The sequence below is a fragment of the Afipia sp. GAS231 genome, from assembly GCF_900103365.1.
In the GTDB taxonomy this organism is placed as follows: domain Bacteria; phylum Pseudomonadota; class Alphaproteobacteria; order Rhizobiales; family Xanthobacteraceae; genus Bradyrhizobium.
On record NZ_LT629703.1, the window covers coordinates 2,091,006 to 2,114,180 of the forward strand.

21 protein-coding genes are annotated in these 23,175 nt (G+C 64.2%); 10 read left to right on the forward strand and 11 right to left on the reverse strand.

The window, feature by feature from the left end:
• Positions 1 to 64 precede the first annotated feature (64 nt).
• The gene (locus tag BLS26_RS09945; protein WP_092510584.1) at positions 65 to 922 is read right to left on the reverse strand and encodes a DUF2147 domain-containing protein; all 858 of its coding nucleotides are present in this window, start codon (positions 920 to 922) and stop codon (positions 65 to 67) included.
• Between the two features lie 192 nt (positions 923 to 1,114).
• Here BLS26_RS09945 and BLS26_RS09950 point away from each other — a divergent pair, with 192 nt between their 5' ends.
• The 3 genes from BLS26_RS09950 (at position 1,115) to BLS26_RS09960 (ending at position 5,242) form a co-directional block, all read left to right on the forward strand.
• Complete coding sequence (locus tag BLS26_RS09950; protein ID WP_092510586.1) at positions 1,115 to 1,852, forward strand: DUF2147 domain-containing protein; 738 nt, start codon at positions 1,115 to 1,117, stop codon at positions 1,850 to 1,852.
• Positions 1,853 to 1,952: 100 nt separating this feature from the next.
• Positions 1,953 to 3,557, forward strand: a complete 1,605-nt coding sequence (locus tag BLS26_RS09955; RefSeq protein ID WP_157676392.1) for a caspase family protein — start codon at positions 1,953 to 1,955, stop codon at positions 3,555 to 3,557.
• 230 nt (positions 3,558 to 3,787) lie between these two features.
• Positions 3,788 to 5,242: a FecR domain-containing protein gene (locus BLS26_RS09960; protein WP_244541901.1), complete on the forward strand. Its 1,455-nt coding sequence runs from the start codon at positions 3,788 to 3,790 to the stop codon at positions 5,240 to 5,242.
• Between the two features lie 62 nt (positions 5,243 to 5,304).
• On the opposite strand, the gene BLS26_RS09965 is transcribed toward BLS26_RS09960, so the two are convergent.
• Both BLS26_RS09965 and asd read right to left on the reverse strand, forming a co-directional pair.
• Complete coding sequence (locus BLS26_RS09965; protein WP_092510592.1) at positions 5,305 to 6,033, reverse strand: NUDIX hydrolase; 729 nt, start codon at positions 6,031 to 6,033, stop codon at positions 5,305 to 5,307.
• Between the two features lie 86 nt (positions 6,034 to 6,119).
• Positions 6,120 to 6,983, reverse strand: a complete 864-nt coding sequence (gene asd, locus BLS26_RS09970; RefSeq protein WP_092510594.1) for an archaetidylserine decarboxylase — start codon at positions 6,981 to 6,983, stop codon at positions 6,120 to 6,122.
• 34 nt (positions 6,984 to 7,017) lie between these two features.
• On the opposite strand from asd, the gene BLS26_RS09975 reads away from it, so the two are divergent.
• Complete coding sequence (locus BLS26_RS09975; protein WP_092510596.1) at positions 7,018 to 8,685, forward strand: aminotransferase class III-fold pyridoxal phosphate-dependent enzyme; 1,668 nt, start codon at positions 7,018 to 7,020, stop codon at positions 8,683 to 8,685.
• A gap of 248 nt (positions 8,686 to 8,933) precedes the next feature.
• Here the strand turns inward: BLS26_RS09975 and BLS26_RS09980 are convergent, their stop codons facing one another.
• The 3 genes from BLS26_RS09980 to BLS26_RS09990 form a co-directional block, all read right to left on the reverse strand.
• Entirely contained in the window at positions 8,934 to 9,551 is a 618-nt protein-coding gene (locus tag BLS26_RS09980) for a hypothetical protein (RefSeq protein WP_092510598.1), read from the reverse strand.
• A 118-nt stretch (positions 9,552 to 9,669) separates the two neighbouring features.
• Positions 9,670 to 10,362, reverse strand: a complete 693-nt coding sequence (locus BLS26_RS09985; protein ID WP_092510600.1) for a methyltransferase domain-containing protein — start codon at positions 10,360 to 10,362, stop codon at positions 9,670 to 9,672.
• A 44-nt stretch (positions 10,363 to 10,406) separates the two neighbouring features.
• On the reverse strand, positions 10,407 to 11,462 hold the full coding sequence (locus tag BLS26_RS09990) for a glycosyltransferase family 1 protein (protein ID WP_092510602.1): 1,056 nt from the start codon (positions 11,460 to 11,462) through the stop codon (positions 10,407 to 10,409).
• A gap of 136 nt (positions 11,463 to 11,598) precedes the next feature.
• Between BLS26_RS09990 and BLS26_RS09995 the strand changes: the two genes are divergently transcribed.
• Positions 11,599 to 12,999 (forward strand): TAXI family TRAP transporter solute-binding subunit, encoded by a 1,401-nt coding sequence (locus BLS26_RS09995; protein WP_092510604.1) that lies wholly within the window; start codon positions 11,599 to 11,601, stop codon positions 12,997 to 12,999.
• 142 nt (positions 13,000 to 13,141) lie between these two features.
• Here the strand turns inward: BLS26_RS09995 and BLS26_RS10000 are convergent, their stop codons facing one another.
• Positions 13,142 to 13,588, reverse strand: coding sequence for a hypothetical protein (locus BLS26_RS10000; protein WP_157676393.1), 447 nt, complete (start codon positions 13,586 to 13,588; stop codon positions 13,142 to 13,144).
• Positions 13,589 to 13,968: 380 nt separating this feature from the next.
• Between BLS26_RS10000 and BLS26_RS10005 the strand changes: the two genes are divergently transcribed.
• Positions 13,969 to 14,658, forward strand: a complete 690-nt coding sequence (locus BLS26_RS10005) for a L,D-transpeptidase (protein WP_092510608.1) — start codon at positions 13,969 to 13,971, stop codon at positions 14,656 to 14,658.
• Between the two features lie 88 nt (positions 14,659 to 14,746).
• On the opposite strand, the gene BLS26_RS10010 is transcribed toward BLS26_RS10005, so the two are convergent.
• Both BLS26_RS10010 and BLS26_RS10015 read right to left on the reverse strand, forming a co-directional pair.
• Complete coding sequence (locus BLS26_RS10010; protein ID WP_092510610.1) at positions 14,747 to 15,622, reverse strand: peptidyl-alpha-hydroxyglycine alpha-amidating lyase family protein; 876 nt, start codon at positions 15,620 to 15,622, stop codon at positions 14,747 to 14,749.
• A gap of 110 nt (positions 15,623 to 15,732) precedes the next feature.
• A complete protein-coding gene (locus BLS26_RS10015) occupies positions 15,733 to 16,227 on the reverse strand; it encodes a GcrA family cell cycle regulator (protein WP_157676394.1) in 495 nt (164 codons plus the stop codon).
• A gap of 58 nt (positions 16,228 to 16,285) precedes the next feature.
• Between BLS26_RS10015 and BLS26_RS10020 the strand changes: the two genes are divergently transcribed.
• Positions 16,286 to 17,347, forward strand: coding sequence for a ketopantoate reductase family protein (locus tag BLS26_RS10020; RefSeq protein WP_157676395.1), 1,062 nt, complete (start codon positions 16,286 to 16,288; stop codon positions 17,345 to 17,347).
• 78 nt (positions 17,348 to 17,425) lie between these two features.
• On the opposite strand, the gene BLS26_RS10025 is transcribed toward BLS26_RS10020, so the two are convergent.
• Positions 17,426 to 18,730, reverse strand: coding sequence for a sorbosone dehydrogenase family protein (locus tag BLS26_RS10025; RefSeq protein WP_092510613.1), 1,305 nt, complete (start codon positions 18,728 to 18,730; stop codon positions 17,426 to 17,428).
• Positions 18,731 to 18,865: 135 nt separating this feature from the next.
• Between BLS26_RS10025 and BLS26_RS10030 the strand changes: the two genes are divergently transcribed.
• Complete coding sequence (locus BLS26_RS10030) at positions 18,866 to 19,387, forward strand: hypothetical protein (protein WP_157676396.1); 522 nt, start codon at positions 18,866 to 18,868, stop codon at positions 19,385 to 19,387.
• A 217-nt stretch (positions 19,388 to 19,604) separates the two neighbouring features.
• Complete coding sequence (locus BLS26_RS10035; RefSeq protein WP_092517885.1) at positions 19,605 to 21,092, forward strand: DUF4403 family protein; 1,488 nt, start codon at positions 19,605 to 19,607, stop codon at positions 21,090 to 21,092.
• A 188-nt stretch (positions 21,093 to 21,280) separates the two neighbouring features.
• Here the strand turns inward: BLS26_RS10035 and BLS26_RS10040 are convergent, their stop codons facing one another.
• Positions 21,281 to 22,165: a helix-turn-helix transcriptional regulator gene (locus BLS26_RS10040; RefSeq protein ID WP_244541902.1), complete on the reverse strand. Its 885-nt coding sequence runs from the start codon at positions 22,163 to 22,165 to the stop codon at positions 21,281 to 21,283.
• A gap of 79 nt (positions 22,166 to 22,244) precedes the next feature.
• On the opposite strand from BLS26_RS10040, the gene BLS26_RS10045 reads away from it, so the two are divergent.
• Positions 22,245 to 23,132: an SDR family oxidoreductase gene (locus BLS26_RS10045; RefSeq protein ID WP_092510617.1), complete on the forward strand. Its 888-nt coding sequence runs from the start codon at positions 22,245 to 22,247 to the stop codon at positions 23,130 to 23,132.
• The last annotated feature ends 43 nt before the right edge of the window (positions 23,133 to 23,175 follow it).

Sequence of the window (23,175 nt, forward strand, 5' to 3'; positions counted from 1 at the left end):
CAGGATAACAATCGAGATAACAATATCGGCGCCTATAATGCCGGCGTTTCATGACAGCGCCGCGTTACGACCGCGGCTCAGCAGAGACCTGGCGCGACGTCATCAGGCTTTCGGCCCGCCCCGAGATCCGGCTCCAGTTGTTGCCGGAGCAATAGAAGCGGTAGAGCGCGCAGGCTTCGACGCGCAGCGTATTCGGCGTCTTCAGGTTCATCGTGCCGTAAAAAGTGTCGCCGCTGTCATGGCTGTAGACATTGCCGGTCCATTGCGTGTCGTCTTTCGGCTTCATGTTGATCAGGACCGCCTCGCCACGATCGTCGGACGATGAATTGAGGACGTAGCCGCACAGCGCATTGCCGCATCTCGTGATGCGCACCGCGCCCTTGCCTTCGGTCTGCCAGTCGCCGACCGGCGTATCGTCGGTCTCCTGTTCGACCTCGTGCGAAACCCGGGAAACCTGCGGTGCGGCAACCGGCGCCGGCAGCGGTGGCGGGACGGGAATCGCAACCTGCTGAACCGGCGGCGGCGGCGCCAGCGGGATCGCGACCTGTTGAACGGGTCGTGGTGGTGGTGGCGCAGCGGCGATCTGCGTCGCGACGGCGGCCGGCTTGTAGACGGTGGGCGGCGCGGAAACGACGACGGTCGGCGCCGGCAGGTTGTTCGCGGGCGGCGCCGGCGGTGCAATCATTTGCGGCGTTGGTGATGCGGGTTTTGCCGGCGCGGCATCGTCGTCATCGAACCGGTCGCGCCTGCGGCGGGAATCGTAAATGCCGGAGACCGACACCGACGCACAGGAGGTCGAGCGGCAATGGGGGGAGGCTTCGATATGGATCCGGTGACCGCCGACCGAGAATGAAATCGAACTGCCGGCATAAGCGGGGGAGCTGAGCGCCATCAGCCCGGCAAGCCAATAAATTCGTTTCATCGCACCCTCCCGCAGATCATGTCGGGAAAGCTAGCCGTCCAAACTCCGGCTGGATGTGATTTGAGTCACCTCACCGGTCCGTGACCGAGATGGCGCGCGTCCTGTGACACGCATCACGGAAGCTGCCGCTGGCGGCGCATAGGGTCCAGGCAAGTTAACCGCCACCCTTCACAAGCCGCACTGGAGGCTCACATGAAAAGGCTCTACATCCTCGCCGCGCTGCTGCTGGCCACCACCTCGGCGCAGGCCGGCAACGGCATTTCGTTCCAGATCAATGGCGAGCGAATTCGCGTCGAAGCGCCGCGCAACTGCAACGCGCTCTCCTGCATCAGGATCACGGCGCCCGGATATTCCGGCACGGTCGGCAGCATCGATCTCAAGGGCATCGGCTCCAAGAACAAGGACGATGACGATTTCGCCGATACTTCGCCGGCAAAACCGGCCCCGGCTTCCGCCCCCGCTCCGGTTCAGGCGGCGGCGCCGCAGCCCGCGGCACCGGCCGCGACCTATGTTGCGCCGGCCCCGACCGCCGTTGCCTCGGCTGCGCCGGCCCAAGTCGACGTCGCAGTCCCGGCGCCTGCACCGGTCGTCGTTGCCGCACCCGTCGCGCAGCCGGCCCCGGTTGCCGCCGCGCCGGTGTCCGACCCGAACTCGCCGCTCGGCGTCTGGGCGACCGAAGAGAACAAGGGCAACGTGCGCATCGAACAATGCGGACCGAACCTCTGCGGCTATTCCGTCAAGAGCGGCGAAAAGATCCTGATCAGCATGAAGCCGGAAGGCAGCAAGTGGACCGGTCGCATCCACGATCCCGACAGCGGCCGCAACTACGACTCGACGATGGCGATGAAGGGGACCACTTCCCTCCGCGTCCAGGGCTGCGCCTTCGGCGGCATGTTCTGCGGCGGCCAGACCTGGAAGCGCGTCAGCTGATCGGATCCCGGCATCATGATGGTGACAGCGACAACGAGCTTTGCCATCATGATTCGGGGCTTCAATTTTTGCGGCGCACGCGTAGATCCGGGGTAGGTTCGTGGTTCGTCTGAATTTCTGTCTTGCAGGCATTTTGTCACTGCTGGCGCTGGGCTGGATCGCTCCCGCGTCGGCGGCGGATCGGGTCGCCCTCGTCATCGGCAATGGCGCCTATCAAAAGGTACCAACGCTTCCCAACCCTCCCCGCGATGCCGCCGATATCGGCTCGGCGCTCGAACGATTGAATTTCAAGGTGACCCGCCTCAACAACGCCGGTGCCGCCGAAATGCGAAAAGCGATCGTCGACTTCGGCCGCGCCACCGAAGGGGCGGAAATGGCCATCGTATTCTACGCCGGACACGGCATGGAAGCCGGCGGCGAGAACTGGTTGATCCCCACCGACGCCGAACTTCGCAGCGACACCGACGTCGAAAGCGAGGCCGTCAGCCTGCGGTCGATCAATCTTCAGGTGTCGAAGGCGCGCCAGCTCGGCCTCGTCATTCTGGATGCCTGCCGCAACAATCCGTTCGCCGCGAAGATGCAGCGGTCGCTGCGTACCCGGGCCGTAGCGCGCGGGCTGGCTCCCACCGAGCCTACCGACAATGTCTTGGTAGCTTACGCCGCCCGCGATGGGACCACAGCCAATGACGGGGATGGGAGAAACAGCCCTTTTACGACCGCCTTGCTTCGTAACATCGAAACGCCGGGACTGGAGATATCATTCCTGTTCCGGAATGTGCGCGATGAGGTGATGACCGCCACCAAGCGGGAGCAGCAGCCATTCGTCTACGGCTCGCTTTCCAAGGAGGCGATCTATCTGAAGGCTCCGGTTGTCGCACGGCCCCCCGCTGCGGCACCTCCCGCGACCGTTTTGGCAGCTCCTCCAGTCGTGGTCGCAACGACATCTACCGAGCAAAATGCCGGCAAGGATCGCACGACGCCTCCCGACGAAAAGAAACGGAACGCCTTCACCGAGGAAGACGCCAAACGCATTGCGGCGATGGGATCCAAGCTGAAGCTCTCGATGCCGCCGTTCGCCATCGGAGAAACCAAGGCCGATGTTCCCGTATCTTTCCAACGATACGTTGGCATTTGGGTAGGCAAAGTCGGACCGGGCGAAGGACGCCAGAAAATGCTGGTTCTGACTGAGGCCCTTTCTGACGGCATGGTCCTTGGCCATTATGTTTATGGACCTGCAGCCAAAGGTACCTGGGATGAAAAGTCTCCTGCTGGCTATGTCGGTTTTGCGGCAAAAATTTCCGACAACGCATTCAGGTTTTGGTCCGGGATTTATGCGATCGAGGTGAAGTTTACCGGAACCGATGCAATGAGCATGCGAGTCACCAATCCCGACAAGAAAATTACGGGCCCCGCAATCAGGTTCACTCCGCTTTGGCGGTTGGTTTCGGCGGATCGCACCCTGCCGGCGAACGACGCCAAGGGAGGCAACGAAGGCGGCCGAACCGCCCGAAAGAGAACTACCGCGAGTTCATCTTCGTCCACCGAAAGCGAGCCTGCTTCCCCAGATGCCGGGGGCTCAAGCCAATCCACGAAAGCCCTGTACGCGAAATGCAGCGCCGAAGGACACCGGATTGCCGGCGGCCCGCATAAGAACGTCGGCTTTTCGCGGATCGAAGCTTGCGTCCGCAACGGCGGCCAGATGTAAGGGCGCAAGCGGCACGGTACTTGTCATGGCCGGCGATTCCGGATGTGGCGCTTGATCGTTTTGGGCTGCCGTGACAACAAGCGGGTGACGTTCATCCCGCGTTCAGGCCGGCGAGGCTGATATCGGCCGCTACCACGCCTCGCCCGATCTCGCGTTACCTGTCCCGTTTCCCGGAAGCTCCCGTGATGCAGCGTCTGCTTTCCCTCACGCTCCTGCTGTTGGTCTGCAGTATGCCAGCAAACGCGGAGGATATTCCCTCAGCGCCTTCCGATCCGGTGCAGCTGGCACAGGCGCAGCCCGCACCGACGCAACCCGCGGCGCAGCCGGCACCAAACTCCGCCGCACCCGCCGCCGACGCGCAGCAGGCGCCGGAAGAACCGATCGGCAACGCCGCCACCGTGACCGGCACCGCCAGCGTGGTCCGCAACAACGCCACTACGCCGCTCAAGGTCAAGGACGACATCTATCTCAACGACGTGGTGCAGACCGCTGCGAATTCGTCGCTCGGCATCACCTTCATCGATGCCACCACCTTCAATCTCAAGGCGAACGCGCAGATCACCATCGACACCTACGTCTATGAAGACGGCGGCAAGAACAATGCCGGCATCTTCGACGTCGCCAAGGGCACGGTGGCTTTCGTGGCGGCATCCGTCGCCAAGACCGGCGATATGAAAATCACGACGCCGACCGCGACGCTCGGCATTCGCGGCACCACCGGCCTCGTCGAGGTGCCGGAAGGCGGCGGCACCAGCGCCACCAACAACATCAAGCTTTATCCCGATGCCGACGGCAAGGTCGGCCGCATCGAGGTCAATGACCGCAGCGGCGCGCGGCTCGGCTTCCTTACGCAGGGCGCCAGCGGCTTCACCGTCCGTCCCGGCATCGGCGGCGCACGCGCTTCGGCGGTGCCTTTGGTGATTCCGCCGCAGATGATCCAGCGCGACCAGGGCTTTGTCCGCCAGGTGCACTCGACGCAAACGCTTGGCCGTCAGGTCGTTCAGCAGCAGCGCGACTTCCGGCGCGCCAATCCCAATTTCGTCAATCCGAACCGCCCGATCCGGCAGCCCGGCCAGCAGCCGAACAGCGCGCCCGGACAGAACCGTCCTGGACAGAACCGTCCCGGACAACCGCAACAGCCGGGCCAGCCGAACCGTCAGGGCCAGCAGCAACCGGGTTCACCGGCACAACCGGGCACCACGCCGCGCACCGGTCAGCCGGGCACGGCGACCCAACCCGGCACGACGCCGCGCACGGGACAGCCGCAACAGCCGGGCTCGCCGGCACAGCCGGGCACGCCGCCGCGCGCGGGTCAGCCGCAACAACCCGGTTCGCCTGCGCAACCCGGTTCGCCTGCGCAACCCGGCACCACGCCGCGCACCGGCCTGCCGAAACAGCCGGGCGCGCCGTCACAGCCAGGACTATCGCCGCGCACGGGACAACCGCTGCAGCCCGCGACACCATCGCAGCCCGGTCTGCCGCCGCGTGCCGGACAGCCGCCCTTGCCGGCGCAGCCCAGCGCGCCGCAGGGACAGCCGGGATTGCTGAACCGGCTCGCGCCGCACGTGCCAGGGCTTTCACGAGTGCCCGGCATCCAGAACGCACCTGCCCTGCGGCCGGGAGCACTGCCGAGGCGGGCGCCTGCCGTGCCGCCCAAAGGCAAGCGGCCAAAGGACGTGCGGTAAGGAGATAAACGCGCGCCGGATGACGACGTCCCGCCACGCTTGCGGGGCGAGATAGAAGCGGATCAGACGGCGCGGCGCAGCCAGTCTCGCATCTTTTGAATCAGACCTTTGCGCAGGGGCGCTCGCGTCGCGTCCGCGCCGACGGCCGCGGGCTCGACCTCCAGCGCGAATGGCGGCGCAACGGCGGACGGCATCACGTCACCATTGGCTTCCGCTTCGAACGCATCGATCATGACCGCCGTGCGATCATCCTGCACGACGGAGAGGTCGGGTTGCGAAGGCGGCGCTGTCACGGTTGGAGGCGGTGTCGTGGCGCTGCGCTTCGCCCGCGGCTTTTCGACCGCCGGCTTTGGCCGCGGACGCGTTGTGCTCGCCGCATGCGCCGCCGCGGACAGCGCGATCGGGCCGACATTTTCCAGGAACGCGCGCTCGTAGCCGCGCGACAGCCGCTCGACGGCATCGCCCAGCGGCAACCAGTCCACGGCCCGCACATCGCGCATCAGTTCGCGCACCGGCGCGTCGCCGGCTTCCATGCGCCAGTAGTGCACCACCTTGGAACCGCCGCGAGCCTCGTAAACCAGCGTGCCCAGAAATTCGTGCACGGCGACCGCGTGCCCGGTCTCTTCCAGCACCTCGCGCTCGGCAGCGGCCCGCGGCGTCTCGCCGTCGTCGAGCTTGCCCTTCGGCAACACCCATTCATTGCGCTTGCGCAGGCGCACGACGGCGACCAGCGGCGGCTTTGCCTGCCGCAGCACAATACCTCCCGCCGCCATTGCAGGCGTTCGCGCCATCTCAGTTCCTCAAGGGGTTGCGATCACGACCAGCGTCGTGATCGCGTCCATATAGAGGCCCCGGCCGGTAAAATCGAGTAGGAATTTTACGGCTTTCGCAGCAGCGCCTCGCCGGCCTTCACGCGGGCGCCTTCCATGACGTTGGCCGCAAACTCGAAATTGTCCGGCGCCAGCACGATGATGGTCGAGCCGTGCTCGAACCAGCCGAGTTCGTCGCCCTTGCGCACGCTGGCATCGCAGGGGAACACGTTTGCTCCCCTGCTCTGCGCGTTGAGCGTGAGGTCGAGGAAGTGCAGCCGGATGCTCGCCACGAGGATCGCGGCCACCGGCACCAGCGTCAGCGCTTCGCCTGACGGCAGCCGGGTTTCGATCACCGCGCGCTCGTTCTTGCAGAACAGCCGCTCGACCCGCTTCAGCGCGATCGGGTTGACGTTCCAGACGTCGCCATGGACGAACGTCACCCGCTCGATCCGGCCGTCATACGGCGCGTGAAAGCGGTGATACATGCTGGACGTCAGCCGCAGCGTGAGGAAGCGTCCGTTGCGATGACGCTCCACCAAAGCGGGATCGCCGAGCAGGTCGAGCAGCGAATAGGGCGCGCCCTTGATCTGGAACAGCTCGGTATCCTGGATGCGGCCATGCGCGCCGACGATGCCGTCGCTCGGGGAAACCACCACGGATGGATCGGGATCGACCGGGCGCAGCCCGGGGCGAAGCTCGCGGGTAAAGCAGTCGTGCAGGCTCTTGAACTCGGTCTTTTTGGCCTCCGACAGATCGAGGTCGGAAAACAGCCGCCAGCAGGCGATCGAGGCATCGCGCACCAAGGGATTCTCGATCTTGCTGAACCAGCCCATGAAGCGGGTCAGCGCCGCCCGCGGGATACGGTTGGTCAACAGAAAGTTGAGGTCCTCCTGCTGGGTCAGGGAGGCGATCAGCCCCTTCATTGTCATCAATCTGTTAGATGGATTGGCTAGCGCTGGCGGCATGGATTCGCCCCTTTCGATTCTGTCGCTGTCCGCCGTTGCGATTGCCGGCGCCGCGGTGACTTTCCCTAAATTGCAGGCGCGGCTGGCGCTGTCGCGGGCCAAACACCGCTCGCTGACCGGACATTCCAAAATGTCCAAAATGGTCGCGCGGCTGGTGCCGCACTATGAGTTCGATATCGGCGAGTTCTTCCGCTCCGACGGCGCGCCGGCCGATGTCGCCGCGCAGCGCCAGGACGCGTTCTTCCGGCTCGCCGGCCTCTACCAGGCGCGTTACGCCAAGGGCCGGCAGATGACGGCGGAGGCGGCCGAACACATCTCCGACCTGCAGTTCACCGAAACCTACCGGGTGCCGTTCCAGTACAGCCGGCTGGTGCGCGAACATCTTTCCGCCAGCGCCTTCGTGCAGTCCTCGTCCGGCGTCACCGTCACCGACGTCGACGGCAACGTCTCCTACGACCTGACCGGCTCCTACGGCGTCAACATTTTTGGTAACGACTTCTACAAGGAATGCATCGAGGCGTCCGAAAAGCGCGCCCACGCGCTCGGCCCGGTGCTCGGCCCCTACCATCCCGTCATCACCGACAATGTGCGGCGGCTGTGCGAGATTTCCGGGCTTGAAGAAGTCTCGTTCCACATGTCCGGCACCGAAGCCGTGATGCAGGCGGTTCGGCTGGCGCGCTACCACACCAAACGGACGCACCTGGTTCGCTTCGCCGGCGCCTATCACGGCTGGTGGGGCGACGTGCAGCCCGGCGTCGGCAACCCCGTTTCGCCGCACGAGACCTATACCCTGGCCGACATGTCGGAGCGGACGTTGCATGTGCTCCGCACCCGTAAAGACATCGCCTGCGTGCTGGTCAATCCGCTGCAGGCGCTGCATCCGAACGCCAACGCGCCCGGCGATTCCGCCCTGGTCGACAGTTCGCGCAAGGGTTCGTTCGACCGCGCCGCCTATGGCAACTGGCTGAAGCAGCTGCGCGAAGTCTGCACCGAGCGTGGCATCGTCTTGATCTTCGACGAGGTGTTCGTCGGCTTCCGGCTCGCTGCCGGTGGTGCCCAGGAATACTTTGGCGTTCGCGCCGACATGGTCACCTACGGCAAGAGCCTTGCCGGCGGACTTCCCGTCGGCGTGGTCTGCGGCCGCAAGGAATTGATGCGGCGGTTTCGCGACGATCGTCCCGCCGACGTCTGCTTTGCCCGCGGCACTTTCAATTCGCATCCCTACGTCATGACGGCGATGGACGAATTCCTGAGCCGGCTCGCCAGCCCGAATTTCAATTCGATCTACAATGGGCTCGACGAGACCTGGAACAAGCGCGCCGCCGTCCTGAACGAAAAGCTGACCGCCGCGAATCTTCCCGTGCGCGTCAGCAACATCTCGTCGATCTGGATGGTGCAATATACCGAACCTTCGCGTTACAACTGGATGCTTCAATATTACCTGCGCGCCGAGGGCCTGGCGTTGAGCTGGGTCGGCACCGGCCGTCTGATCTTCAGCCTCAACTACACCGACGCCGATTTCAGCGAAGTCGCCGACCGTTTCGTCGCTGCGTCCGAGAAGATGAAGCGCGACGGCTGGTGGTGGCACGATGCGTCGCAGACCAACAAGACCATCAAACGCAGGATTCTGCGGGAGATCCTGAACAAGCGGTTTGGGCGAGTTTGAAGCTCTAACGCTCGTCATGGCCGGGCTTGACCCGGCCATCCACGACTTTCTTTGGACTACCTCGAGCATCGCCTCACCCGTCATTGCGAGCGAAGCGAAGCAATCCATCTCACCACACGAAGAAAGAGTGGATTGCTTCGTCGCTACGCTCCTCGCAATGACGAAAGGCAAACCTAGTCCAGCTCTAAGAACGTGGATGCCCGGCACAAGGCCGGGCGTGACGACTTCTCTTCTAAATGACGCGATCTTCACGCGTGCTTGACGTGCTTTTCCAAACCCGGATCGATCAGCTCGCCCTTCATCAGGAACAGCGGCGCCTTGTGATAGAGCTTGAGGTCGTTGAAGGGGTCGGTGAGGATCTTGGTCATCCAGACCAGGCCGGTCTCGACGTCACGGATGAAGAACAGGTGGACGGTGCGGAACAGCAGGCCACCGGCGCCGACCACCAGCCAGATCTTGGCGACCTGACGCATGAAGTCCGCCGCCGACGCCCAGGGCGTGAACAGGCCGAACAGGGTCGGATCGATATAGAGCACCGCGGGCGACAGCGCCCAGATCGTCATCAGCACGACCTTGCGCTGCAGGTTGTAGCCGAGCTTGATCTCTTCCTTGTGCTCGTGGGTCGCCTGGTTGACGTGGTCGTAGCCCTTCGGCTCGAAGAAGAAGTGACCGGCCTGACGCGAGGTCATCGAAACCAGCCAGCCGACCAAGGCCGAGATGGCGGGATCGACGAACAGCATCACATAGGCGAACAGGAAGCTCGCCGCGCTGAGGAAGTGCAGCGACTGGTTGATCCGGCTGTGATGATAGAAACGATGGTCATCCCAACGCTGGGTACGCAGTTCCTGCAGGAAATTCTTGATCATTGCTCTTCCCCAAAGTTCTTTCGGGTTGAATTTACCGGGATTCGATGTCCGGCATGTGACATCATGATAATGACATATGACCAACCGCAGCGACGCGATGACGCGGACTCCGCCGCGCTTACGCGACGGCGGCGGTCGGCTCGATTTTGCGGAAACGCACCAGCGAGAAATGGCCGAGCGGCGGAATCAGGCGGCGCTCGGCGAGTTCGATGCCGCGCGCGCCCGACAGCCACTGCGCATAGCGCGACCAGGAGAACTCGGCGGTGCGGAAGCCGAGCGGGCGAACCACCGGCTGCAGCCGCGTCTCGATGAAGCGGCGCATGCCGGCATCGGCGCTGACACGGGTCAGGATGATGAGCTCGCCGCCGGGCCGCAGCACGCGGGCGAATTCGTCGAGCGCCTTTTCCGGGTTCGGCACCGCGGTGACGACATATTGCGCCATCACGACGTCGAACGAATTGTCGGGGAATTCGAGCTTCTCGGCGTCCATCACCGCGAGGCCCTCGACGTTCTTGAGGCCAAGTTCGGTGACGCGCTTCTTGGCCTTCTGCAGCATCGCTTCCGAAATATCGGTGCCGAAGATGCGCAGGTGCGGCGCATATTGCGGCAACGAGATGCCGGTGCCGACGCCGACTTCCAGTACCCGGCCGCCCATCTTGTTGGTGGCCTGGATCGCAGCCGTGCGGCCTTTCTTGAACACGCCGCCGAACACGAGATCATACACCGGCGCCCAGCGGTCGTAGGCTTGCTCGACCGTCTCTCGGTCGAAGTCCAGCGACTGCGTGCCGTCAAGCTTGATGATTTCTGCCATGATGCGTCTGCCTTCTCGTCTCTGTGATTTGACTGGTTTGATAATCAACCCTGAACGGCGCTGCGCGCGACGGCCTTGCGCGCGGGCCGCGGCACGCGGCTCGGCTGCAGCGCGGCCAGATTGCCGATGAATTGCCGGGCGCTGTTTTCCCAGGAGCGCTCCAGCGCGAAATGGCGGCAGGTCTCGCGCGACATCGTCAGCGCGCGCAGACAGGCGCTGCGCAGATCATTGTCCAGCGCACCGATCGGATGATCGGCAATGACGTCCTTGGGGCCGGTGACCGGGAACGCCGCCACCGGCGTGCCGCAGGCCAGTGCCTCGAGCTGCACCACGCCGAAGGTGTCGGTGAGACTCGGAAACACGAAGACATCGGCCGCAGCGAGATGCGCGGTCAGGTCGGCGCCCTTTTTCTCGCCGAGAAATACCGCATCCGGATATTTCTGCGCGAGTTGTGCCCGCTGCGGTCCATCGCCGATCACGACTTTGGTTCCAGGCAGATCCAGCGAAAGAAATGCTTCGAGATTCTTTTCGACCGCGACCCGGCCCATCGTCATGAAGATCGGCCGCGGCAGGTCGAGCTTCGCGGGACTGTCCGGATTGAACAGTTCGGTGTCGACGCCGCGCCCCCAGGAGCCGAGCCTGCGAAAGCCGCGCTCGGCCAGTTCCTGCCGCAGCGAAGCGGTTGCGACCATGATCGTCGAGGCGGCTGAGTGAAAATGCCGCAGCAGCGCGTAGCCGACACTGGCCGGAATCATGGTGCGGACTTCGACATATTCCGGAAACCGCGTCGTGTAGGACGTGGTGAAGGCGAGCTTGTTGCGGCGGCAATAGCCGCGCACGGCCCAACCGATCGGTCCCTCGGTCGCGATGTGAATGGCTTCGGGTGCTGCCTGCTCGATCCGGCGCGCGATCTCGCCCCGGTTCGGCAACGCCATCCGCAATCCCGGATAGGTCGGAACTCCGACGGAAGGAAACCCGTCCGGCGTGAGGAAGCTGATGTCGGCGTCCAGCGTCGCCGCGCTGCGCGCCAGCGATGTCAGCGTCCGTACGACGCCATTCACCTGCGGGTGCCAGGCGTCGGTCGCAATCAATATCCGCATGGTCGGGCCCTGAGACTCGGTTGATTCTCGATACCCGACGTTAAGGACATGGATATTTCAGGCGTGTGACGTCATCGATCTGTAAGGATGTTTTTTAGGACCATCTCCACGCCTTTTCGTGTAACGTGACAGAACCATGTCAGACCTGAACGATAATCCGGCGCCGCCCCGCCCGCGAAAGAAGCGGAAGAGCTATGCGCTCTTGATCCTCGCTGTAGGGATGCTGGCGTTCGGCGTCGCCGCCGGCACGCTCTATTACGCGCTGCGTCCGGTCACGCTGCGGATCGCGGTCGGTCCCTCAGGCAGCGAGGACCAGAAGCTGATCCAGTTGCTGGCACAGACCTTCGCGCGCGACGGCAACGCGATCCGGCTGTCGCCGATCACGACCGAGGGAGCGACCGAAAGCATCGCGCTGTTTGCAGCCGGCAAGGCCGAGCTCGCGGTCGCGCGGGGCGATCTGAATTTGCCGGCGAACGCCGAGTCCGTCGCCATCCTGCGCAAGAACGTCGTGGTGTTGTGGTCGGCGCCGGGACTTCCGGGCAAGAACGGCAAGAAGCAGACGGCGGTCAAGGTCAAGAGTCTCGACGAACTCGCCGGCCACAAGGTCGGCGTGATCGGACGAACCCAGGCCAACGTCACGCTGCTGCGCGTGATCCTGACCTCGTCCGGCCTCAATCCGGACAAGGTAACGATCAGCCAGTTCGGCACCAACCAGATTGCCGAGATGGCGAAGGATCCCACGATCGACGCCTTCATGGCGGTCGGCCCGCTCAACAGCAAGATCACCGCGGACGCGATCACGGCAACGGCTGCGGCGCGTGGCGAACCGAAATTCCTGCCGATCGACGTTTCCGAAGCGATCGCGCAAAAACATCCGCTCTATGAGTCCGAGGAAATCGCCGGCAGCATCTTCTCCTCCTCGCCGGCGCGGCCCGAAGACAAGGTCGAGACCGTCAGCGTCAACCATCTGATCGTCGCCGCGAAATCGGTATCGGAAACCTCGATCGCAGGCTTCGCCCGGCAACTGTTCACGGATCGCCAGCAGCTGGCGCGAGAATCACCGAGCGCCGCCCATATCGAGAAGCCGGACACCGACAAGGACGCGGCACTGCCCGCGCATGCGGGAGCCGCGGCCTATATCGACGGCACCGAGCGAACGTTTCTGGAAAAATATACCGACTACATCTGGGGCGCGATCCTGTTCCTGTCGGGCCTCGGCTCGGCCGGCGCCTGGCTGCAGCACTACTGGAAGCGCGACGAGCGCGAGAAGTACACTGAACATCGCGACAATCTGCTCGATCTGATTACCAGGGTGCGCAAGGCCGAAACGCCCGAAGAACTGGCCGACATGCAGACCGCGGCCGACGGCATGTTGCGCGAGGCGCTCAACTGCTACGACGACGGCACGATCGAGGAAAGCGACTTGTCGGTGATCGGGCTCGCGCTCGAACAATTCCATCACGCCGTCGCCGACCGCCGCGCCGCGATCGGCACGGGAACAGCCGACATGCCGCGGGTCCGCGCCCGCCAGAGCTAGCGTCCGTACCTATAAATCGAGCTTCGATTGCCGCGGGCCTGACCAGTGTCCGCCACGCCCGCAGCGACCAAATTCCGCGCCGCAGCGACATGACGCGATGTGTCACAAGCCGACCTCGGTACCGCGTCGACGTGGCGAGCCATCAAGCTCTGGATATTGTGGCAGGCTGCTTTTTGGAGACGAGCTTTCGCAGATCACGCAGCAAATCATCGCCCAGCTCCGAAAGGTTGTTGATTTCCTTTTGCGCGTCGATCGCGTGCTGCTTGCGTAACGCTTTCGCTTCCCTCCTGGTCGACGCAAGGGCGTGCAGGTGTCCCGCAAGGCTTCCGGCACGCGTGAAGAAATAAACAATCTGTCGCTGAACCGCGGCATCGAACAAATCCAAACGGCCCGCATTGGATTCGTAAACCGAGAATTTCGGCAATGTGAAAGCACCGAGCTCGTCAAGATGTTCTTCGGCCCCGATCTCCATATCCTCGAGCTTCCGAACTTCTTCAAAGCCCTCCATGCCCTCGATGACGGCTGCGATCTCTCCGATCAAAGCTGACGCAAGGCCTCGTCTGGTGCGGCCACGTCCGAAATGAAGCATGGCTTCCTCCCGCTTCGATTGCCTGGCGACCTGAGCGCGCGGGAGCGAACTCAAAGGTACATTACCAGCAAAACCGCGGTTGGCGCCATTGTCGTGGCGGCGGTTGGCGGCGTCACGCTCACCGCACGGCGTCATCCAGCCCGCACGCTCGACCGGTCAACCGTCCTTACATTTCGCCCCCGGTGGACGGGCAGACGGCCAGCCCGCGGGTCGAACGCCCCGCCGGCGAGCCGGCAACGAAACCTTAACGAAACAAAACCCTAACGCGACGAAACCATTTTGGCGGTTTTGTGCAAACGTCCTGAAACGGTTGACCTGTACATGTTTCCCCAACGACGCGCCGGGACTGGCGCGCAGGGCGCAAACTCAGGGGACGGCAAATGTTCAATTCATTCAGGATGAATACCCGCGTCGCTGCCTTCGCTTTGGGAGCGCTGGCGCTCGGCACCGCCGCATTTTCCACGTCCGCCGCCGCGGCTCCGCTGCCGCTGTTTCCGTTCTTCCTGCAGCCGCCGACCGAAGCGGCCCCGCCGCCGGTCGCCGTTGCGCCGCAGGATGAAGAGCGCTCCGCCACGTCAGAGTTGCCGGCGCGCCTGAAGCGCCAGGTCGTGAGCTACCCGACCCGCGAAGCCCCCGGCACCGTCATCATCGATACCCCGAACACCTATCTCTATTATGTACTCGGTAACGGCCAGGCGATCCGCTACGGCATCGGCGTCGGCCGCGAAGGTTTCACCTGGTCCGGCACGCAGACGATCACCAAGAAGGCGGAATGGCCGGATTGGACCCCGCCCCCGGAAATGATCGCCCGCCAGCCCTATCTGCCGCGCCACATGGCCGGCGGCCCCGGCAACCCGCTCGGCGCCCGCGCGATGTATCTCGGCGGCACCATCTATCGCATCCACGGCACCAACGCGCCGGAGACGATCGGCACCCATGTTTCCTCCGGCTGCCTGCGCCTCACCAATGAAGACGTCTCCGACCTCTATTCGCGGGTCAACGTCGGCACCAAGGTGATCGTGAAGCCGATGACCGATCGCCGCGCCGATCTCGGCACCGCCATCCGCTAAGTAAAATCATTCGACATCAAAACGGCCCCGGCTTTCACCGGGGCCGTTTCATTTTCAAAGCCTGTTCATCGAGTATGCGGCAGGACCGCTATTTCCGCACATACTTCTGGATGCGCCAGTTCAGGGTGTCGGCGACAAAAATCTCGTCGCGCGGCGACACCGCGATGTAGTGCGCCTCGCCGTATTTGCCTGTCGTCTTGCCCTGTCCGCCGCCCTCGATCACCCCGACCACGTTGCCGTTGAGGTCGAGCTTCATGACGTGGCCGGCGTGACCGTGCGCCAGCCAGATGTGCTGATCGGCGCCCATGAACAGCCCGCAGGGCGCGCCGGGATGCGCGGACTCGCGGATGTAGTTGCCGTCGGCGTCGAACACCTGGATCCGGGCGTTGTTGCGGTCGGCGATATGGAGCAGCCCCTGCGCGTCGAACACCAGCGAATGCGGCAGGTCGAACTGGCCCGGCCCCTTGCCCTTGCCGCCCCAGGTTGCGAGGAAGGTGCCGTCACTGTCGAACTTCAGCACGCGCGACTCGCCCTTGCCGTGGCCCTGCAGCACGTAGATGTCGCCGGTCGGCCCGACCACAGCTTCGTTCGGCTCGTCGAACAGCCGCAAATGTCCGAACGGATGCCATTCGCCGGTATGGCCCTTGACGCCGAGCACCATTTCAAGCCGCCCCGAGGAAGCGAACTTGTAGACCATGTTCGAGCGGACGTCGGTGGCCCAGATGTTGTCCTGCGCGTCGATCCGCAGGCCGTGCGAGCGCTCGAACATGCCGTCGCCGAAGCCGCGGATGAAATTTCCGTCCGGATCGAACTCCATCAGCGGCATCGGCCCGCGATGGATGACGAAGATGTGGCCCTTGGAATTGAAGGCGATGCCCGAGGTGCCGTGAAAGTTCGCGCCCGGCGGCAGCTTGAACGATTCGGCAACGGCGACGTAGGGAAGCGGCGGAGCTGTGATTTGCATGGGATGCGAGTATCACACCCGGCAAATCCTGAGTCCATCAGGCCCGGGCCGGGAACTCCGCTGGAAGATGCGGAGGTCCGGGCCGGGCAAAAATTCGAAAATGTCTACCGCTAGCGCCCGTTCGCGATCTGGTAGGCCCGCACATGCGATATCCCGAAGACGGCGCCGATGGTCACATAGGTAGCGCCGGCAAGGTGAGCCTGCTTCATCGCCTTGCCCTTGTCTGTGCCGGCAGCAATCGCGGCTTTCATCTTCTTGACAATCTCCGTCTCCTTGCGGAGTTGGGTGTCTTTCTTGAGCTTGGCGGCTGCGGCCCTCATTCGGCGACGCTCGAGCTGAGACGGGAAAACCACGCCGCTGATGCGCTGAAACCGCCCAAGCGCCATGTTGCGCGTGATCCCCATTTTCTCGGCGATCTCGGCGAACGAAAGTCCGTCCTTTTTCAACTTCAGCAGTTTGGCATCGAGCCGATCAGTCCACGTCAGCATTGTCAGCATCCCAAGTGGTTCGTTGGCGCACAGAGAGCTGATTTGCCAGCGAGATGTCAATACGTTCCTGTTGAATGGCACCTCCGTCGGGCGCGCCCGGCGGTCGCATTGCACCATTTGCGATCCGCCCCGCTGCCGGGCTAGGCTCGGGGACAAGAAACCCCGGGAGGAAAGCATGGGTCGGAAAATAGCGATTGTTGGAGCGGGTGCGGTCGGTGGCTATGCCGGCGCCCATATGGTGCAGGCCGGCGAGGACGTCACCTTCATCGATCCGTGGCCCGAGCATGTCGAGCACATGAAGAAGCACGGCCTGCGCGTCACCCACGCCATGAATGTCCCGGAATTCACGGTTCCCGTCCGCGCGCTGCACGTCACCGACGCGCAGCAGCTCGCCAAGGAAGCGCCGGTCGATATCGCCTTTGTCTGCATGAAGTCCTACGACACCGCCTGGGCCACCATGATGATCCAGCAGTATCTGGCGCCAGCCGGCTATGTCGTGTCGCTGCAGAACTGCATGAACGAGGAGGCCATCGCCGGCGTCGTCGGCTGGGGCAAGACGCTCGGCTGTGTCGCCAGCAGCATCACCGTCAACCTGCCGGAGCCCGGCCACATCCACCGCGGCGCCGGCAAGCATGGCGCGGCGCACACGGTATTTCGCGCCGGCGAAGTGCACGGCCGCATCACGCCGCGGGCGGAGGAAATCTGCCGTCTGGTCGGCACCGCCGACAGCGCCAAGGTCACCAGCAACCTGTGGGGCGAGCGCTGGTCCAAGCTTGTGGCCAACGCCATGCAAAACGGCCTCTCCGCCTGCACCGGCCTGCCCGGCGGGGAGATGCTGGCGAACGAGCCGATCCGCCGCTTCTCGACCCGGCTCGGCAGCGAAGCGATTCGCGTCGGCCAGGCGCATGGCTATCAACTGGAAGAGGTCCTGCACATCGAGCCCGAGACCATCGCGCGCGCCGGCGAAGGCGACGATGCGGCGATGCGCGCCTGCGACGAACAGCGCTTCAAGGACTCGAAGAAGACCGCCGCCGGGCAGCGCCCGTCGATGGGTCAGGACATGCAGAAGGGCCGCCGCACCGAGATCGAATTCCTCAACGGTTTTATCGTTGGTGAAGGCAAGAAGGTCGGCGTCGCCACCAACGCCAACGCCGTCCTGACCGACATCGTGCTGCGCGTCGAACGCGGCGAGTTGAAAGCCGATCCGAAGCACATCACCGAGTTGCGCTTGAACTGATGTCGGTGGTGATGGGCGCGCCTATTTTTTGCGCATGATCTCTTCGGAAAACCGGTTCCCACTTTTCCGGATCATGCGCTAAGCGCCCGTCACCCGCCAGATCACGTCGCCGACGTCGTCCGCCATCAGCAGCGAGCGGCCGTCGGGGCCGATCACCACTCCGACCGGCCGGCCGTAGGATTCCTTTTCGTCCGGCGCGAGGAAGCCGGAGAGAATGTCGCGTGCCGGCCCGGACGGCTTTCCGTTTTCGAACGGCACAAACACCAGTCTGTAGCCGCTCAGCGTGCTGCGATTCCAGGAGCCGTGCTGGCCGATCGCCATGCCGTCGGGAAAGCCCGGCAGCGTGCCCGCCGGTACCCAGCACAGGCCGAGCGAGGCGGTGTGGCCGCCCAGCGCATAGTCCGGCGTGATCGCCTTGGCGACCATGGCGGCATCCTGCGGCACGCGGTCGTCGACCGTCTGGCCCCAGTAGCAATAGGGCCAGCCGTAGAAGCCGCCGTCGCGCACCGACGTCAGATAGTCCGGCGGCGTCTCATCGCCGAGACCGTCGCGTTCGTTGACCACGGTCCAGAGCACACCGGTGTGCGGTTCCCAGGCCATGCCCACGGCGTTACGGAGGCCGCCGGCGAAGATGCGGTTCGAGCCCGCAGCGAGATCGAGCTCATAGATCGCCGCGCGGCCTTCCTCGACCGCCATGCCCATCTCGGCGATATTGCTGAGCGAGCCGACGCCGGCATAGAGCTTCTTGCCGTCGGGGCTCGGCAGCAGGCTCCGCGTCCAGTGACCTGCGGGCTTGAAGCTGACGAGCTTCTTTCCTGATGCAGTGATGTTGTCCGCACCGGCCGCGTAGGGGAAGGCCACCACGCCGTCGGTATTGCCGACATAGAAGGTGTCGCCGACCAGCGCCATGCCGAACGGCTGGCTCAGCCCTTCCATGAAGGTTTTGCGGACTTCGGCGACGCCGTCGCCATCCGGATCACGGAACAGCGTGATGCGGTTGGCGCTGTCGCCGAGCGCGCGGGCACGCCGCATCGTCGCCTGCATCGCATAGTGGAATACGGTTCTGGGCTTTCCGGCGATCTGGTTCGACTCGGCGACGAGCACGTCGCCGTTCGGCATCACGTTGATCCAGCGCGGATGCTGCAGGTTGGTCGCGAACGCGTTGACCTTGAGCCCGGGCGCCGCCACCGGCTTCTGGCCCTCGCTCCAGCCCCTGGCCGACGGCATCTTCAGCGTCGGCAGCGCGCCTTGCGGCTTTGCTTCCGGCACTACCGGCGCGGTGCCCCAGGCAGGCGCAGGCGCGTCGCCCTGCAGCTTCCGCCACTGCAGCGCGAGGCCGCCGACCAGCGCGACGAAACGCGCCATAATGCTGGACATGGTCATGTCATTCCCTTTTTTCCTTTGTTGCCGCGCACCCTATCCGACACCACAGGGCATTGCCAATGAACCATCGGCGAAATCGGCGCACCAATGATTGGACCGTCGCGGACGGCAAATCATCATGACTGGGCGGCGGACATGAGATATCGGCGTATCGTTCTGGCTATAGCGCTGGTCATCGGCGCGACCGTACGCGCCGCGGCGTTCGCGCCTGACGGTTGCGAGCAGCAGCGCAAGCAATACCCGGAAAAGTGGAACGACACCTCGGCCGAGAGGAAGCTGTTCATCTGCGAGTCGCAGCAGGGGCGTTACATCGTCAAGGTCGGCACAATCGACACCGCGGGCCGGACCCTGATGAGCCTGGTGCCATTCTCGCGCACGAACAAGGGAGAGATCACCGAGACCGACCAGGACGTGCTGCGGATCTGGCTCGACAGGGAGCAGATCGCTCGGCTGCGCGACGGCAAATACATGGCGACGATCGTGCGCAAGGAAGAATCATGTTGGATTCGCGGCAACATGGATGGCGATATCATCTTCCTGATGGACAACGCCCATCCCAAAGAAGACAACCCGGGCGCCGCGGGAGTTTTCTATAACAAGGCGCCCCGCTTCTCGGCGATCGGCGGCAGCTACGTATCCTGCGAGCCCGTCAAATAGCTCGACCTATTGTTTCCCAAGGTTTCGAACAAGGATCCATCGTCTGAAGGAATGATGCCGGTAGCTGCGCCCTGCTCTGGCGTTGCCCTCCCCACCCCTGTAAAACCCTAGCGGGTTCAATAGGTCCGGGGGGACGACGCGTCTGCCGAAGTATCTGAAAATAGTTTTGGCCGCGGTTGCGGTCGTCGCGGTGTCGTTCGTCGCCAGCCTGAAGGTCATGGACTGGCTGGCGCCGCGCGGCACAGTGCAATCGCCGGTACTGGTCGAACTGCCACCGCTGCCGCCGACACCGCGCTCCTCGGTGGTGATGGCGCCGGTTGCGGTCGCGCTGTCGGCGATCCGCGATGCCGCCGACCGCGCCGCGCAGCGGACGTTCACCGGCAAGGCCGAGAATCCGGTGTCGCAGATTTTGCAGAATGCCGACATCGGCTGGACCGCCTCGCGCGGCGCGATCTCAGCGACCGGCGGCCAGGACGTGCTGTCGCTGTCGACGCCGATCACCGGCACGCTCAATGTCACCGGCTCGCTGTCGGCGAAGGCGACCGGCGCGGTCGGTGACGCCATCGGCGGCCTGCTCGGCGGCGATATCGGCAAACGCATCGGCGGCATCAACATCAAGAATCTCAACGCCAGCGCCGAGATCAAGGGCAACGTCGCCATCACGGCGCGGCCGAAGATCGCCGCCGCCTGGCGGATCGAGCCCAACCTCGCAGCTTCGGTCAATCTCGGCGACACCAGCCTGACCGTGGCGGGCGCGCGCGTCAACGTGCCGGCGCAAGTCAAGCCGCTGATCGACAAACAGGTCGCCGATCAGATCGCCGCGGTGGAAGCGCGGATGCGCAACGATAAGGCGTTCGAAAACAATGCGCGGGCGCAATGGGCCAAGGCCTGCCGCTCGATCCCGCTGCAAGGAACGGGTCCGAGTTCGTCGTTGCCGGCGCTGTGGCTCGAATTGCGCCCGACGCGGGCGATTGCAGCCCAACCGCGCGTCGACGCTTCAGCGGTGACGCTGACGCTCGGCATCGAGGCCGAGACTCGCGTCACGCCGGTCGAGACCAAGCCCGCCTGCCCGTTCCCTGCCACTATCACCGTCGTGCCGCCGACGCCGGGAAGGGTCACGATCGGCGTGCCGATCGACATGCCCTTCACCGAGATCAACAAGGTCGTCGAGGCGCAGTTTGCCGGCAAGACGTTTCCGGAAGACGGCTCGGGTTCGGTCGACGTCACGGTGAAGCGCGCCAGCGTCGCCGCCTCCGGCGATCGCCTGCTGATTTCGCTGCTGGTGAACGCCAAGGAGAAGAAGAGCTTCTTCGGCTTCGGCGGCGAGGCCACCGTGCATATCTGGGGACGGCCGGTGCTCGATCAGGCGCAGCAGACGCTGCGACTGACCGATATCCAGCTCGCGGTCGAGTCGGAGGCCGCGTTCGGATTGCTGGGAGCGGCAGCGCGCGCGGCCGTGCCGCATCTGCAGCGAGCGCTGTCGGACAAGGCGACGATCGACCTGAAACCGTTCGCCAGCAATGCTCAGAAGAAAATCGCCGCCGTCATCGCCGACTTCCAGAAGAACGAGGACGGCATACGGGTGGCAGCCGAGATCACCGCCCTGCGGCTGGCCGACATCGCCTTCGATTCCAAAACGCTGCGCGTGATCGCGGAAGCCGAAGGCACGATCAACGTCAATGTCAGCACGCTGCCGGGGTTGTAGCTTCTCTTCGCTGTAGCGTCTCCCTCTCCCCGCTCTTGCGGGGAGAGGGTCGGGGTGAGGGGCTCTCTCCGCGAGCAGGGACGATCGAAAGACCTGTACCCCCTCACCCGGATTGCTTCGCAATCCGACCTCTCCCCGCAAGCGGGGCGAGGTAAGAAAATCACGCACGCTTTTTTGCTGTCGTTCGTTCAGTCTTTTGACGGCACGGGCTGCGACACGACCAGCGACCGTATCAACTCCGCATCCCCACTCGTCGCCGGATTATAAACGACCATGCTGAGATCAGGCCGGCCATCGACGGCAAACGCGGAATATTCCAGCGCGATCGGGCCGAGCAGGGGATGGCGGAGGCGCTTCACCCCCTCGCCGTGAACGTTGACGTCATTGTCGCGCCAGAGGCTAGCGAATTCCGGGCTGAGCTTGCAGAGTTCGTCGACGAGTTCGGCGACTTCGGAAACGGCGCCGGCGCGTGCGGCGTCGGCCCGGAACGATCCGACCACGAAACGGGCGACCGTTTCCCAATCATACTGTGCGTCCCGGACACGCGGACTGCCGAAGATGAGGCGAAGGATATTGCGCTGGCCCGGCGGCAGCGCGCCATAGTCGGTCAGGACAGCTGCCGCCGCGCGATTCCACGCCACGACGTCCCAGGTCGCGGTCCTGATCAGCGCGGGACTGACCTCGAGCGCATCGAGCAGCCGTTGCAGGCGCGGCGTCACGCCCTCAGTGGCCTTGTAACGAACCTCGGGAGGTCGCCCGAGCCCGAGCAGAAACAGATGTTCGCGCTCGACGTCGGTCAGCATCAGCGCGCCGGCGATCCGATTGAGCACATCCGCCGAGGGCGCGCCGCCCCGCCCCTGCTCCAGCCAGGTGTACCAGGTGGCGCTGATGTTGGAGCGCTGCGCGACCTCCTCCCGGCGCAGCCCCGGCGTCCGCCGGCGCCCGACCGGAAAACCGAAGGCCGCCGGATCGAGCCGGATGCGGCGATCCTTCAAATAGGTGCCGAGCAGATTGTTGGTCCGGTCATGGTGCCGGTTATCTCTTTCCTGCGGCATGCCGATCCTGTTGGTCATTATACCATGATAAGATCACTACTTTAATAGAATGGCAGTCTAGCCGATATCAGTCTCCGCACAACCTTGGAGACTTCCCATGCGCGTATTCCTCACCGGCGCGACCGGCTTTATCGGCTCGGCCATCATTCCGGACCTCGTCAACGCCGGCCACCAGGTGCTCGGGCTGACGCGGTCGGACTTAGGCGCCCAGGCTCTCGCCGCCGCCGGCGCCGAGGTGCATCGTGGCGACCTCGAAGATCTGGAAAGCCTGCGCGAGGGTGCCGCGAAATCCGACGGCGTGATCCACTGCGCCTTCGACCACAATTTTGCGAACTGGGTGGCGAACTGCGAAGAGGACAAGCGCGCCGTCGAGGCGCTCGGCAGCGCACTCACCGGATCGAATCGGCCGCTCGTCATCACCTCAGGCACCGGCATGGGCAACGCGGCGCCGGGCCGACCCGCGACCGAGGACGTGTTCAATTCCACCCGCGCAAATCCCCGCGTGGTTTCGGAACTGGCCGGCGCCGCGATGCTGGAGGACGGCGTCAACGTGTCGGTGGTGCGGCTTCCGCAGGTGCACGACACCGTCAAGCAAGGCTTCGTCACCTACGCCGTGGCGATTGCGCGCGAGAAGCGCGTTTCGGCCTATGTCGGCGATGGCAAAAACCGCTGGCCGGCGGCGCATGTGTCCGACGTCGCGCGCCTCTACAGGCTGGCTTTGGAGAAGCAAGAGCCCGGCGCGCGATACAACGCGGTCGGCGAAGAAGGCATCGCGGTTCGCGACGTTGCTGAAGTGATCGGCCGAGGCCTCAACGTGCCGGTGGTCGGCCTGTCTCCAGAGGAGGCAGCCGGTCATTTCGGATGGCTTGCGCCCTTCGCCGGCATGGATCTCCCGGCCTCAAGTGCGCAGACGGAGGCACGGCTCGGATGGCATCCGACGGGTCCAGGACTGATCGCCGATCTCGAACGGATGAATTACGATTGAGAAGGTTACGCCATCGCACGGATTCTATCGCTCCCTCTCCCCG